Annotated in this window: 11 protein-coding genes; 4 read left to right on the top strand and 7 right to left on the bottom strand. The window is 41.3% G+C overall.

Going from position 1 to position 13,666, the window contains the following annotated elements; all coding sequences use genetic code 11:
- Nucleotide 1: 1 nt before the first annotated feature.
- Nucleotides 2–481, bottom strand: coding sequence for a winged helix-turn-helix transcriptional regulator (locus tag ATS75_RS18010; protein WP_058561809.1), 480 nt, complete (start codon nucleotides 479–481; stop codon nucleotides 2–4).
- Nucleotides 482–651: 170 nt separating this feature from the next.
- Between ATS75_RS18010 and putA the strand changes: the two genes are divergently transcribed.
- Together putA and ATS75_RS18000 are read left to right on the top strand one after the other, a co-directional pair.
- Entirely contained in the window at nucleotides 652–4,455 is a 3,804-nt protein-coding gene (putA, locus tag ATS75_RS18005; protein WP_058561808.1) for a bifunctional proline dehydrogenase/L-glutamate gamma-semialdehyde dehydrogenase PutA, read from the top strand.
- Between the two features lie 105 nt (nucleotides 4,456–4,560).
- The gene (locus ATS75_RS18000; protein ID WP_058561807.1) at nucleotides 4,561–5,760 is read left to right on the top strand and encodes an HD-GYP domain-containing protein; all 1,200 of its coding nucleotides are present in this window, start codon (nucleotides 4,561–4,563) and stop codon (nucleotides 5,758–5,760) included.
- 30 nt (nucleotides 5,761–5,790) lie between these two features.
- On the opposite strand, the gene ATS75_RS17995 is transcribed toward ATS75_RS18000, so the two are convergent.
- On the bottom strand, nucleotides 5,791–6,843 hold the full coding sequence (locus ATS75_RS17995) for a general secretion pathway protein GspB (protein WP_058561806.1): 1,053 nt from the start codon (nucleotides 6,841–6,843) through the stop codon (nucleotides 5,791–5,793).
- A 12-nt stretch (nucleotides 6,844–6,855) separates the two neighbouring features.
- Nucleotides 6,856–7,773: an ExeA family protein gene (locus ATS75_RS17990; RefSeq protein WP_058561805.1), complete on the bottom strand. Its 918-nt coding sequence runs from the start codon at nucleotides 7,771–7,773 to the stop codon at nucleotides 6,856–6,858.
- A 127-nt stretch (nucleotides 7,774–7,900) separates the two neighbouring features.
- Between ATS75_RS17990 and ATS75_RS17985 the strand changes: the two genes are divergently transcribed.
- The gene (locus ATS75_RS17985) at nucleotides 7,901–9,025 is read left to right on the top strand and encodes a tRNA nucleotidyltransferase (protein ID WP_058561804.1); all 1,125 of its coding nucleotides are present in this window, start codon (nucleotides 7,901–7,903) and stop codon (nucleotides 9,023–9,025) included.
- Here ATS75_RS17985 and ATS75_RS17980 read toward each other — a convergent pair.
- From ATS75_RS17980 to ATS75_RS17965, 4 genes are all read right to left on the bottom strand, one after another.
- A complete protein-coding gene (locus tag ATS75_RS17980) occupies nucleotides 9,022–9,531 on the bottom strand; it encodes a DUF1566 domain-containing protein (RefSeq protein ID WP_058561803.1) in 510 nt (169 codons plus the stop codon). The two genes, ATS75_RS17985 and ATS75_RS17980, sit on opposite strands and share 4 nt — an antisense overlap.
- On the bottom strand, nucleotides 9,528–11,207 hold the full coding sequence (locus ATS75_RS17975; protein WP_058561802.1) for a DUF1566 domain-containing protein: 1,680 nt from the start codon (nucleotides 11,205–11,207) through the stop codon (nucleotides 9,528–9,530). The genes ATS75_RS17980 and ATS75_RS17975 overlap by 4 nt, the downstream gene beginning before the upstream one ends.
- A 102-nt stretch (nucleotides 11,208–11,309) precedes the next feature.
- On the bottom strand, nucleotides 11,310–11,642 hold the full coding sequence (locus ATS75_RS17970) for a hypothetical protein (RefSeq protein WP_058561801.1): 333 nt from the start codon (nucleotides 11,640–11,642) through the stop codon (nucleotides 11,310–11,312).
- A gap of 23 nt (nucleotides 11,643–11,665) precedes the next feature.
- Complete coding sequence (locus ATS75_RS17965; RefSeq protein WP_058561800.1) at nucleotides 11,666–12,367, bottom strand: DUF2982 domain-containing protein; 702 nt, start codon at nucleotides 12,365–12,367, stop codon at nucleotides 11,666–11,668.
- 244 nt (nucleotides 12,368–12,611) lie between these two features.
- On the opposite strand from ATS75_RS17965, the gene ATS75_RS17960 reads away from it, so the two are divergent.
- A complete protein-coding gene (locus tag ATS75_RS17960; RefSeq protein WP_058561799.1) occupies nucleotides 12,612–13,664 on the top strand; it encodes an efflux RND transporter periplasmic adaptor subunit in 1,053 nt (350 codons plus the stop codon).
- Nucleotides 13,665–13,666 lie beyond the last annotated feature (2 nt).

Below are 13,666 nucleotides of genomic sequence, written 5' to 3'. Positions count from 1 at the left end.
TTTAAATCAGTCTTAAACCATTATCTTGTTTGACCTTTTCAATTACCATGTAGGTATGATGAGTGCCCACACCGGGTATATCAACTAAATCACCAAGTACTTGACGGTATTCATCCATGTCTGAAACGCGTATCTTTAATAAATAATCATAACCACCCGCCACCATATCGCACTCAACAACTTGAGTAATTCTCAAAATATGTTCTCGGAAAACTTTAAATACGGCGGTATTTGATGTTACTAATGACACTTGCACATGCGCTAATAAACTCTGATTAAGTTTTGCTTCGTTTAGCTTAGCAAAGTAGCCCTCTATGTAGCCCTCTTGTTCGAGTCGTTTTACTCGGTCGAGACAAGGGCTTGGGCTCAAGTTAACCTGCTTTGCAAGGTTCACATTAGATATTCTGCCGTTTTTTTGCAGAACGTCTAAAATTGCTAAATCAATACGATCAAGCAGGCGTAATCTATTGGGACTTGTCATAACAGAATTTTATGCGGATAAGTTTAACGTATGCCCTGTAAATTATCGTAAATCGGCAAATTTAACCAGCATATTCTGCTGGAATTTAATTAGAATGCACGCATTAAACAACATGATAATCGAGCAGCACTCTTTTTTTGCTGCAAGACTCCACACTTTTGAGGTTACTTATGTTATTCAACGGCGATTTGACTACAACGTGTCCAATTCGACAAAAAATCCGTGACTTTTACCGCATTGATGAAAATGCCGTTATTGATCACATTTTACCCCTTGCAGAAGTAGGTGTTAAAGCCCGCAGTCGCGCATGGGAACGTGCACGTCAAATAGTTCACAATATTCGTAAAGACCAAGACGGTCAAAGCGGTGTTGATGCACTTTTAAATGAGTTTTCACTTTCAAGTGAAGAAGGTGTGGTACTTATGTGTTTGGCTGAAGCCCTGCTTCGTGTGCCAGATAAAGCAACCCAAGAAACGCTTATTCGCGATAAGTTAGCGAAAGGTGATTGGAGCTCACATTTAGGAAGCAGTGACTCTCTGTTCGTTAATGCGTCGTCTTGGGGCTTATTAGTGACCGGTAAAATGGTTAACTACAACGACAAAACCAAAGATCAACAATTTGGTGTGTTGAAAAAAACCATTGGTCGTTTAGGCGAGCCAGTAATTCGTAAGTCAGTTAACTTCGCTATGAAGATCATGGGTAAGCAGTTCGTTATGGGCCGCACTATTGACGAAGCCATTGAACGTGCAGCAGACACAGAACGCAAGGGCTATGTATACTCATACGACATGCTAGGCGAAGGCGCGCGCACCATGAAAGATGCCGAGCGTTATTATCAAAGCTATCTCAATGCTATCCATTCAATTGGTAAAGCAGCTAGTGGCCGTGGCCCCATTAAAAGTCCGGGTATTTCAGTTAAACTTTCAGCTATTCACCCTCGTTATGAGTTCACGCATAAAGAACGTGTAATGGAAGAAATTGTACCAAAGCTAAAAGCATTGGCACTTGTCGCTAAAAGTTATGACATTGGCTTTACAGTAGATGCTGAAGAAGCTGACCGTTTAGATATCTCTCTAGATGTTATTGAAGCTGTATTCAGCGATGACGATCTAGCTGGTTGGAATGGCTTTGGCTTAGCGGTACAAGCTTACCAAAAGCGTGCCATTTTTGTTATTGAATGGCTAACAGAGCTTGCTACGCGGGTTGGTCGTAAATTAATGGTACGTTTAGTTAAAGGTGCGTACTGGGATACCGAAATCAAAACCACACAGCAAGATGGTTTAGATCACTTCCCTGTATTTACGCGTAAAGCAACGACTGACGTATCATATAAAGCCTGTGCGATTAAAATGCTTGAAGCACGTGACGTGCTTTATCCGCAATTTGCAACTCATAATGCCTATACAGCCGCGACTATTTTAGAAGTTGCTAAAGGTGATCATGATGGGTTTGAATTCCAACGTTTACATGGGATGGGTGAGTCATTATTTGACCAAATCGTAACGCAAGAAAAAATTCAATGCCGTGTGTATGCACCGGTTGGTCAACATGAAGATTTGCTGGCATACCTCGTTCGTCGCTTACTTGAAAACGGTGCAAATTCATCCTTTGTAAATGCCATTGTTGATACTACGAAGCCGGTAGAGTCATTGCTACCCGACCCGGTTGAAACGCTACAAGGTCTTCGTAATAAGTACAATACGCAAATTAAAATGCCAATCGATTTGTATGGTGCAGAGCGCGCAAACTCAAAAGGTATGGATTTAACCGATATAAACGTGATTACCCCGTTTAAAGAAAATCTTGATAACTGGTTTACAGAGCACCTTATCAGCGAAAATGATATCCCTGAAGGCTCAATGGCAGTTAAAAACCCTGCTAACCATAAAGAAATTATCGGTCATGTGAAATTGCATAACAGCGATGACATGCTTGCCCTGCTAGCAAATGCTGAAACAGCCTTTGAGTCGTGGTCGCAAACACCTGTCAAAGAGCGTGCAAATTTACTGCGTCGTATTGCAGATATTTTAGAGCGTCACCACGATGAACTTGTTGCTATCTGTATCAAAGAAGCTGGTAAAGTAGCTCAAGACGGTATTGATGAAGTGCGTGAAGCGGTCGATTTTTGTCGTTATTACGCAGCTCGTGCAGAAGAGCTTAGCGAAGATGAGCGCTTTGAGGCACGCGGTGTTATCTTATGTATCAGCCCATGGAACTTCCCGCTTGCTATTTTCTTAGGTCAGGTAGCTGCTGCTATCGTAACGGGTAACACCGTTATCGCAAAACCAGCTGAGCAAACAAGCTTTATTGCCCTTCGTACTATTGAGCTTATGTTATCTGTTGGCTTACCTGAGTTCGTTGTACAACCGGTTATTGCGCGTGGTAGTGACGTAGGCAAAACCATCGTACCTGACGAGCGCATTCAAGCGGTGATGTTCACCGGGTCAACTGAAACGGGCACGCTAATCTCGCAAACATTGGCTGCGCGTAACGATATTCAAGTGCCGTTAATCGCCGAAACAGGTGGTCAAAACTGTATGATTGTTGATTCAACAGCGCTTCCTGAGCAAATTGTTGACGATGTCATCAGCTCTGGTTTCCAAAGTGCTGGCCAACGTTGCTCTGCTCTTCGTGTATTATTTTTACAAGAAGACATCGCTGATGGCGTTATTGATATGATCAAAGGTGCGTTAAAAGAGTTACACATAGGCGACCCTTCATTGCTATCAACCGATATTGGTCCTGTCATTGATGAAAAAGCGCTAAAAAGTTTAAATGATCATGTTGAGTACTTAAAAGGTAACGCTACACTGCATTATCAGTGTGATATTCCTGATAATAATGAGAATGGTGCTTACTTCTTTGCCCCTCGCTTATATGAGATCAAAGATTTATCTGTTCTTAAACGTGAAGTATTTGGCCCATGTGTGCATGTAATTCGCTTTAAAGGCACTGAGCTTGACAACGTAGTTGACCAAATTAACAACACGGGGTTTGGTTTAACCATGGGTATCCATTCACGTATTGAAGAGCGCTGTGAGTATTTAGCTAAAATGTCTCGTGCGGGTAATGTCTACGTTAACCGTAACATGATTGGTGCTATCGTTGGTGTACAACCATTTGGTGGCCGTGGCTTATCTGGCACGGGTCCTAAAGCAGGTGGCCCTAACTATCTTCAACGTTTAGTGATTGAAAAAGCGTCACCAGATAACGTACAAATGACGAACTTAACGCCTGATGAGCTTGATTTACATCACTACTCAGGTGCAAACGAGCAAGTTGAAAAGTTAATGGCAAACTCAATGCGCGATGAAAAAATCTGGCGCGCAACACCATTGAATGACCGTGTTTCTGCGGTACGTCAGCTACTAGCAAAAGTCGCCACCGTTGATATTATCGATGAACTTGCAGACGATTTAGCCTTAACACTTGCTGATGCACGTGCTCAATTAAACCGTCTTGAAAAACATATGCGTAAATTTACTACGTTACCAGGGCCTACAGGTGAGTCAAATACCTTGCACCTTGAAGCGCGTGGGTGTGTAGTGTGTTATGCAGATAAGAGTACATCATTTAATTTTTGGGCTATTTCAATTATCACTGCGCTGGCGGCTGGTAATACGGTTATCACGGTAGCATCTGAGTTATTTTATGACGAAGCGGTTGCGTTTAAAGATAAATTTATTTCAACAGGTGTCGCTGAAGGAGTGTTCCAAGTTGCAAAACCGAACCAGCTACAAGCCATCTTAGCCCACTCTCATTTAGCGGGCGCAGTGGTTGCTGCACGTTCATCACGTCTTGGCTACTTTAGCCAGCAACTGGCACAACGTAAAGGCGCAATCTTACCTGTGATAAGCTCAGAGTACTACGATACGCTGATCAAACGTCTCATCACAGAAAAGACAATTAGTATTGATACGACGGCCTCTGGTGGTAACACATCGCTAATGACTTTGGTTGAAGATGACGAGTAAAATCAATAATTAAGCATCAAAGGGCGCATTTTAGCGCCCTTTTTTCTACTTATATTTTAAAAAGTTTGCTAACTTTAATGTACACATATCTTTTTTAAGTCAGCAATGTTCAAAGCCATCCAAATAAATAAACTCTTACCAGGCATGTTCGTACAAAAAGTGACGAAACAATCGGGTAATATAAAAATAAAAAACCAAGGATGGGTAAAAACACAGGCAGGCATTGATAAACTAATCAAAGCTGGCATTTTAGAGGTTGAAATTGACCCTGATAAAACCATCACAGAGCCCCCTAAAGAACTAAATGACGCACCGGTCATTAGTGATACCCCAATACAACGCGACCCATGGCATATTACTCACTCTGTTGAACAAGAGATGGGCAAGGCTCAAAAGCTATATTGTGAAGCTAAAGACTTACAAAGTAAGGCTTTTACTGACATTAAAGCTGGCAACACCATTGATATCGCACCATTTAAAGAGCTAGCAAGCGGGTTTATTGATTCGGTGTTTCGCAATCAAGATGCCCTAGCCTGTATCACTCGTATGCGAGAAAAAGACAGTTACCTGCTTGAACACTCAATAAACGTTTCAATTTTAATTAGTATTTTTGCCAAACATCTAAACTTTGAAAAGGAGCTCATAGAAGAGCTGGCAACAGGTGCTCTATTACACGACATAGGTAAAATTCAAATTCCGGATGAAATACTCCATAAACCGGGTAAACTAACCGAGCAAGAATTTAAAGTAATTCAAAATCATGCACTTTATAGCAAACAAATTTTAGAGGAAGCTGGCCTAAAAGGGATTGCTGTTGATATTGCTGGCTTTCATCATGAGCGCTTAGATGGCAGTGGCTACCCTTTCGGTAAGCACGCTCATGAAATCAGCCAATACGTACGGATGGCATCGATTGTCGACGTGTATGATGCCTTGACGGCAGAACGAGTTTACAAAGAAGGCATGGAGCCCATTAAAGCCTTTAAAATACTTAAAGATGGCTGCCCTGATAGCTTTGATGGCGAGCTACTGACCAAGTTTATTCAATGTATTGGGATTCACCCTGTTGGTACATTGGTCAAACTCTCAAGTCAAAAGGTTGGTTTGGTGACAAAAAGTAACCCTGCAAGTCCCCTGAAGCCTCAGGTTAAAATATTTTATCATGCTAAACATGCACGCTATACCGGCGTTGAAGATATTGATTTAGCGAATAGCCGAACACATGATGCATTAGAATCAGCCATTAAACCAAAAGATTTCAACATTGACTTAGTTCGGTTTTTTAAACATTCAATCTTGCCGTAATTTTACGGCAAGATTACAGCAATAAACCAATTACTCAGGCCAATCTTGCAATGCTTTTATGCTAAATTGATACCCATCAAAACTCAGCACACTTTGTTCTGGGGTTATTTCTAACACTTCAATATCATTTAAACTATCCCCCTCATACAACTCTCGGTTATTAAGCTTGATCCAACGCTTCTCGACAGACGATGAATAAATGTGTGCTTGATATTTTATGTTAGGTAACAACGCTAATAAGCCATCGGGTAACAATTCAATCGGCTCGGCATAAGAAGAGTTTCTTGTTGCTTGTGTGACTTGGTTGGTCGTTACTGTTTCAGTGTCTTTGATTGCTTGAGCAAACGCATTTTTAAGCTCACTTGGGACGGTCTCTAACTCATCGTCGCGCTGCGGCGTTATTTGGTTCGTTGAATTTGACTGCTCAATTGGCTTTCCAAGTACTTTGTACTGACTTAAATCAATATCTCTTGAGCGTGTATTTATTGGCTGTGATTGTGCAAACTGTTGAGGTTGAGCATATTGCGCTTGCTGAGAATACTGCTGCGGCTGATACTGAACCGTCGGTGCATTAATGACTTGCTGATAGCCATTGGGAGTCTGAACTAAAACAGTCTGCCCTTGAGGGTATGCGGGCATAGCGTTTACAGGCACTTGAACCCACTGATATTGTTGAGATTGATTGGGGTAAGTTTGAGGCAACACTGGCTGAGGTACATTGGCGGGCTGCGCGACTACATTTTGGACCTTTTGCGGTTCATTTTTTGCTAATAAATCACTGTCCTTTTGTACACTTGAAATTTCGCCCTGTGGCTGTGCAACTTTTGCCTCGATTGCTTCTGATTCTTTAAGATTCGGCGTTGATACACTCTCTGTTTGAATATTTTTAGCTTGTAACCACTTACCAATGGCAAATCCTGCCATTAAGGTCAGCGCTAAAGCCAACAACAGAGCGAGTGACATCGCGATTAAACGGTACCGTTTAAGCTCTTGTTGTTGTTTAAGTTGCTGTGCATTTTGATCAAAAGCAGATGCTTCATCATGATGCTCAGACTGTTTTAATGCATCTAATAAAAACGACATAATTTACCACGACTAAAAAATAAACGACAAGCCAACACCGGCACCCAGTACTGAAAGGAAAGCAAAAGGGATTAACCAGTTACTGGATTTTTTTTCATTTTGCACTTCGCTTTGTAACACGCTTGGCGGCAAGGCTTCTTCAGCGGAGCGCATGACGATATCACTGTCAACAACCATAACGTGTTTAGAAAACGCTCCCATTAAACAGCGCTCGCATAATAAGTTAACTAACCGTGGAATGCCTTTTGTCACAGCATAAACAGTTTTTAATGCATCAGCTGAAAACATCGCACGTTCACAACCGGCAACATATAAACGATGTTTTATATAAGCGATAGTTTGCCCTTCAGTCAACGGCAATAAATGATACCGAGCAGTGATCCGCTGGGCTAGTTGCCTTAACTCATTCCGTTTTAACAACTCTTGTAACTCTGGCTGACCGACTAAAACGATTTGCAGTAACTTTTTATGATTCGTCTCTATGTTAGTCAATAAGCGAAGTTGCTCAAGTACATCAGGTGATAAAAGCTGCGCTTCATCAATCAATAGTATAGTGTGGCCACCTGATGCATGATTTGCCTCTAAATGCTTTTTTATCGCATCCGTTAAGGTTTTTAATGTGGCATTTGCTTCATCGTAAGCAATTGAAAACTCATCGCAAATACTGGCTAATAACTCTAACTGTGACAAGGCAGGGTTATGGATCATTGCCACCTGTGTATTTTCTGGCAATTTCTCTTGCAGGCTTCGAGTCAATGTTGTTTTACCTGTCCCTACCTCACCTGTAAGTAAAACAAACCCACCAGCCTCACCTAAACCATAGGTAAGGTGAGCGAGCGCTTCTTTATGCCGTTCACTTAAAAATAGATATTGCGGATTTGGCGCTATTGAAAACGGTTTCTCCGACAAGCCAAAATAGCTTAAATACACCCTGAATTTCCTTACTGAGTAAATCAGCGTCTATAATGGCAAAAAAATGCACTAAGTGAAAACCTTGTTAGCGTTTTATTACTTAAATATCGTAAAATAAGCAGAACGGGAAATTTCTAGGTATATTATGCAAGTTTATTTAGTGGGTGGTGCAGTGCGAGATGAGCTTCTCGGACGTAAAATTAAAGAACGTGATTATGTCGTGGTAGGTGCAACTCCACATCAACTTTTACAGCAAGGGTTTGTACAAGTTGGTAAAGATTTTCCTGTTTTTTTACACCCAAAAACCAAAGAAGAATATGCGCTTGCACGTACAGAGCGAAAACAAGGTGAAGGCTACACTGGGTTTGCTTGTGAATTTTCTGCGGATGTGACACTTGAAGACGATTTACGCCGACGCGATCTCACTGTCAATGCCATTGCAAAAGCGGATGATGGCAGCTTAATTGATCCATACGGCGGTCAGCAAGATTTAGACAACCGCATTCTACGCCATGTATCCGATGCATTTAGTGAAGACCCACTTCGTATATTACGTGTTGCTCGCTTTGCAGCACGATATCATTACCTTGGTTTTACTATTGCTGATGAGACCCAAGCCCTATTAACGAATATGGTAGCCCAAGGCGAACTCAATACCCTAACGCCCGAGCGTATTTGGCTTGAATGTGAAAAATCACTCAACGATGGTGCGTTTGCTGACTTTTTGCAAACACTATACAGTCTCAATGCACTTCCTTCGATTAGCGACGCACTAGCTTCAACGTGGGCCCCTGATATATACAAACAGCTCAATGCCCGCTATCAATATGCCAATGAACATAAAGTTACTGAGCCAAGCTTGCTGCTTTGTCAAGCCACCACTAATTTATGTCGTGACTCAATAATCGCATTAGCGACATCGATTCGGTTGCCAAATGATGTTCGGGATATGGCGCTCTACTTGCAACAACACCTCGCAACCCTGAATGATGAACAACTTAACAGCAATGAATTACTGGCACTGTGTAATCAACTTGATTTATGGCGCCGACCAGAACGATTCCATGCTTTATTAAAAGCCGCTGAGGTAGCCAATTGCGGGCCACTAAAGCTGCAACAAACCCTAATAAATGCCACTGAAGCAGCTAAAAAAATTAGCCCACAACAGTTTATTGCTCAAGGTATAAAAGGGGCTGATATAAAAACCGCGCTTGAGCAAGCGCGGTTAGACATGTTTACACACTATTTAACCAAAGTTCAGGTTATTTAGTCTTCATACCGCACAAGGCGAAGATAAACATTCGAGGTTTTAGCATGCAAACTGTTAAGGCCTCTATCGAATGTATATACCCACGCAAAGCCTGGGTCGATAACGCCCGATGTATTCGTCCAATAGTTTTCGCTTTTATTGCCTTTAAAAATCGTCTCATTAATACTAGGTGTGACACAGCGGTGCTCTAAAATACTGGCCAGCTCTTTATTATTTGGCACTTGCCAATCATCATAATTAGCGGTGCGATCATTTACAGATGCTCTAAGCGCTTCTTGCCACGTCGTTTTAATTGCGCTATTCGTACAGCTCGTGGTATCAGCATCATAGCTTTGCCCGTAACTACACGTTTGCCACATTAATCCCGTCTCGCTATCACTCACCGTGCCATCAGTATTAAGTGTAAAACGCGCTGCGGGGGTTGTTTCCGGCACCGTGCTATAACACGTTTGCGCAGCCAAAATGCTTGGACTTAAAAGTAGGATACTCGCAAATAATGTTTTCATTGTGATGCCCCTGCTGTTCTAACTAAACGTACAAATGCTGTTTCACTCTTAGGGTAAGCTAAATCATTACCATCGCTCATATCGATTATGTAAGCTTGCGATAAACTGGTGCCATCTGCTGCAGTTTGCGAAGTCCAATAGGGTAAAAAAGGTTGTTTTACAAAAGCATGTTGGGTAGGCGTATTAACAAAATAGTCATTATCAATTAATAGAGACTGCCCATGTTGAGAGTAATCTAATAAGGTCATTAGTTCAGTATAAGTGGGTACTCGCCAATTGGTTCCTCCGCAATAGTCTGAGCTATTAACAGCATTTACGTATACTTGTAAGCCACAGTTATTGGTAGAGGAACACGTAGTAGTGGCACCTAATTGACTTCCGGCTTGTGCACCTGTTTCCCCATTTAGATACCATGTATAATGATTTTGCCCTTCTCTGAGTGACGTTCCGTTAGGTAAAGTGCCTGTACTTGGGCTTTTTACCTCCCAAATTAAACCAGTAACATTATCGCGAACGCAACTAAAGTCACTCGCATTATCAGGGAGTTCATCTGCGAATTCATTTAACTTTGTAAAATCAAAAGCGGAATCGCCGGCCCCCACCTTGTTGATGTGCGTATTAACAACACTATCGCGACCCAAAGCTGCATCTTGGCGAGGAAAGTCAGGGCTGTCACACGTCACTTGTTGGGTATTGTTGTAACAGGTGTTCATTCCCGTATCATTTATCAGACCTAACGGTTTAGATTCTATGTTGATTTGAACAACATCAGAATCTGTTCGGCCTTTACTATCTGTCACTGTTACTTCGAAACTAAATGTATTAACAGCTTCTGTTTTCGGTGCAGTAAACGACGTAATGCATTGCTCTTGGTTTGCCAAAGTAACGGTGCCAAGAACTTGTTCCCAATGACAAGAAAATGTGTCTGTTACGGTTTCACTCGCAGTTGCATCTAACGTAACAAGCTCAACCTCATTTACGGTTTGATCAGCCCCCGCATTCGCAATAACAACCTTATCTGTTTTATTTAATTTGTGATTATATTGAATGCTTGCTTCTCCCCCTTCATCATCGGTGACCGTTAACTGCCACACTAATGTTGTGTTCACATCTAACAGAGGGTGAGAAAAACTGATTGTTTCATTACTGAAGCTATCAACTGTAACCGTTGGACCGGCGATCTGTTGCCAGCGGAAACTATTAACAGCACCATTTTCATCAGGATCAGATGACTCTGAGCCACTCAACGTGATGGTATCTTTGTAATCTGATGGTAATTCTGTAGGCGCTATTTGAGTAACAACCGCTTCTGGGAGCTGATTATTCGAGACAATATCAATCATTACATCATCACTGACTAATTGACCATCTGCCGTTTGATAATTAACCCGCAATAAAAGTTGGCTGTCCGTCTTAACATCTGGCGCTGTTAACGTTTGTTCATCGCCATCAGCAGGTAACCCTTCAACGGCGGGCCCATTGATTCTTTGCCAAGAAAACGTTCCATTTGCAGGTGAGCCTATAGCTGTTAGGGTGAATTCACTCTTCTCAATAACTTGCTGATCTATCCCGGCATTAACCGATGCAGCTACATCGGGATTATCATTCCCACCACCTGAGCCGCCGCAGGCACTGAGCAAGCTAACAACAGGCAGTAAAGTGAATAGAGCTCTCATGCAATGTTTCCTCATTTTCATCATATAGGTATATAGCACGCTTATTTAGGCTACATTCTTTAATTAGATAATAAGCAACAACAATGCCAGTTATGCAGGGGGTTACATATAACTATCTTGATGGATACGTACAAATAGTTTTGTGCCAATTTTACTGTAATCTACTTTATATTCTCTACCATCTAAGGCTTGTATGAATAACAGTCGCTTTTCTTCACCGAATACATCTGCACTACTAATATATACCATATCGAGATAACGTTCTTTTGCTTCACGACGGTTTTTTGGCAGCTCTTCTTTGAATGGCTCTAGCCCATTTTGAGTCACTTTTATTCTAGGGTGCTCTTCCGAGTTCACGATAACTAAATCGAGCTTTTTTTCTTTGTGGATAATCGTATTACGTCCACTTTTAATAAATGATCTTTCTTGACTCATCGCACTTCCTGCTTACATCTACGTTAGGCTTTTTCAACCTTAATTTGTGACTGTATAAATTGCTTGGGATCTCGTTGCCACCGAGTTAGTGCAGAACTAAAATCCCAGATACTTCTATCTAATACACTCGCAGGTAACAGCAAGTCATACCCTGTTAATTGCTGCAAATGCCGCGTTCGATTGGCGAACATTGCAATTAATCCATTAAATTTGCGACCATTTAAAGAAGTGTAATTATTGTCTTCTACTAACCATTCTGATGGGCAATTGCCATTTTTGCAATGTTTTTGAACAACCTGCATAAAAAGGTGTCGTTGTTCTATTAATAATTTACCCGCTAATCGAGGCGAAATATTCATTAAAAAGTCATCGGTATCGTTAAGTTTAATACCTACAGCATTTAACTCAAGGTGTTCTAATCCCTGCTCTACTTTAGGTATTCCACTGTGGTGGAAATTTTCTCGATTTAAAGACCATGACCCATATTTGTGATGATAAGTAAGTAATTGCTCTGTAATAATTAAACTGTAAAAAGGCTCTTGTGTCTTTAAAAATCCAATAAAGATAGCCACAAGACTTACACTCACCAAAAATATTTCTAATATACTAATCACATCAGGTCGAAGCAAATTAATCAGCATAATAAAGACTAAACCGAATGACCCTACTAACAGAATTTCCATCCCATTTTTAGAACCTTGTGAACGAAGCTTTAAACATAACATGCGCGTTTAACCATCATAATAAATCATATAAAAAACAAACATAATTATAGCCCAAATAACTAATTTACGAATTTTCCGACATCGTTCACAGCCTGTTTTCATCTTCATGTGTGCAATTTTTCCTTTCAAAAAAGGGACGCTGACTAATTTTACGGCTAACTGACAGATTTCTGAGATACACGGGCAGTCTTTTTAAGCCGTTATTTCGTACACTATAAGTAATTAATCTTCCGGTATAACTAAGATGTATTTTAAGCAATCAGGCAAAGCATTATTTCCATTTATTATCACAGTGCTGTTTGGGTTGTGTGTGTACCTGTATTTACCAAGTAGTCAGGGTGAACAAGCGGGTTATACACCAACAGCAACAAAAGTGACGGCTCATACGGTAACAACCCAAGAAAACCCGATACTTATTGAGGCTATCGGGAGTGCCCGCGCGAATCAAGCTATTTATATCAACAGCGCCCAAAGCGACTACGTGACGGGTATTTATTTTAATGACGGCGACACAGTCAACAAGGGGCAAAGGCTCGTTCAGTTACAATCTCAGCAAGAGCAACTCACAGTTAAAGAACTTGCGATTAATTTAAAAGAAGAAGAACGACAACTTGCAAGATTAACGGAGCTTTCTCGTTCTCAAGCCACCGCTAAATCGTTGCTTGAAGAGCAACTATCTCAGGTTGATGCGACTAAAGCACAACTACAAAATGCAAAAACGAAACTTGCCGAGATGACTATCACTGCACCGTTTTCTGGTATTTTAGGAAAACGACTCATCTCTGTGGGAGCCTTTGTGAATAGTAGTACGGTGTTAACCAGCTTAGATGATATCAGCATTATCAAAGTTGACTTTAAAGTACCCGAAAAATACCTAGCCCAGCTGACTTTAGGCATGAAAGTCATCACACAAAATGATGCTTATCCAGATAAAACATTTACTGGCCAAGTGACCCACATCAGTTCCCGCATCGACTCTGTAACACGCAGCATAGAGGTCACTGCGAGCTTTGTTAATGAATCGGGCTTATTGCGCCCAGGTATGCTTTTAAAAACCGCTTTGCAATTAAGTACGAATAAAGCACTGATGGTGCCTGAAAAGGCCATTATCCCGCAGCAAGATAGACACTACGTATTCCAAATAACCGAAGGCGTTGCGACAAAAGTAGAAGTGCATGTGACTGGCCGACACAACGGCTGGGTAGCGATTGATGAAGGCCTAAATGATGGCCACCAAGTTGTAACCGAAGGAATTATCAAAATTCGTTCTGGTAGCAAAGTAACAGTGAAGGGATAAAC

Source organism: Pseudoalteromonas sp. H105, assembly GCF_001469215.1.
Taxonomy (GTDB): domain Bacteria; phylum Pseudomonadota; class Gammaproteobacteria; order Enterobacterales; family Alteromonadaceae; genus Pseudoalteromonas.
This window is presented reverse-complemented; position numbering and strand designations above follow the sequence as displayed.

Coding starts and splice junctions, on each gene's coding strand:
- ATS75_RS18010 (WP_058561809.1), bottom strand. CDS start 481: ATGACAAGTCCCAATAGATTACGCCTGCTTGATCGTATTGATTTAGCA.
- putA (WP_058561808.1), top strand. CDS start 652: ATGTTATTCAACGGCGATTTGACTACAACGTGTCCAATTCGACAAAAA.
- ATS75_RS18000 (WP_058561807.1), top strand. CDS start 4,561: ATGTTCAAAGCCATCCAAATAAATAAACTCTTACCAGGCATGTTCGTA.
- ATS75_RS17995 (WP_058561806.1), bottom strand. CDS start 6,843: ATGTCGTTTTTATTAGATGCATTAAAACAGTCTGAGCATCATGATGAA.
- ATS75_RS17985 (WP_058561804.1), top strand. CDS start 7,901: ATGCAAGTTTATTTAGTGGGTGGTGCAGTGCGAGATGAGCTTCTCGGA.
- ATS75_RS17980 (WP_058561803.1), bottom strand. CDS start 9,531: ATGAAAACATTATTTGCGAGTATCCTACTTTTAAGTCCAAGCATTTTG.
- ATS75_RS17975 (WP_058561802.1), bottom strand. CDS start 11,207: ATGAGAGCTCTATTCACTTTACTGCCTGTTGTTAGCTTGCTCAGTGCC.
- ATS75_RS17970 (WP_058561801.1), bottom strand. CDS start 11,642: ATGAGTCAAGAAAGATCATTTATTAAAAGTGGACGTAATACGATTATC.
- ATS75_RS17965 (WP_058561800.1), bottom strand. CDS start 12,367: ATGTTATGTTTAAAGCTTCGTTCACAAGGTTCTAAAAATGGGATGGAA.
- ATS75_RS17960 (WP_058561799.1), top strand. CDS start 12,612: ATGTATTTTAAGCAATCAGGCAAAGCATTATTTCCATTTATTATCACA.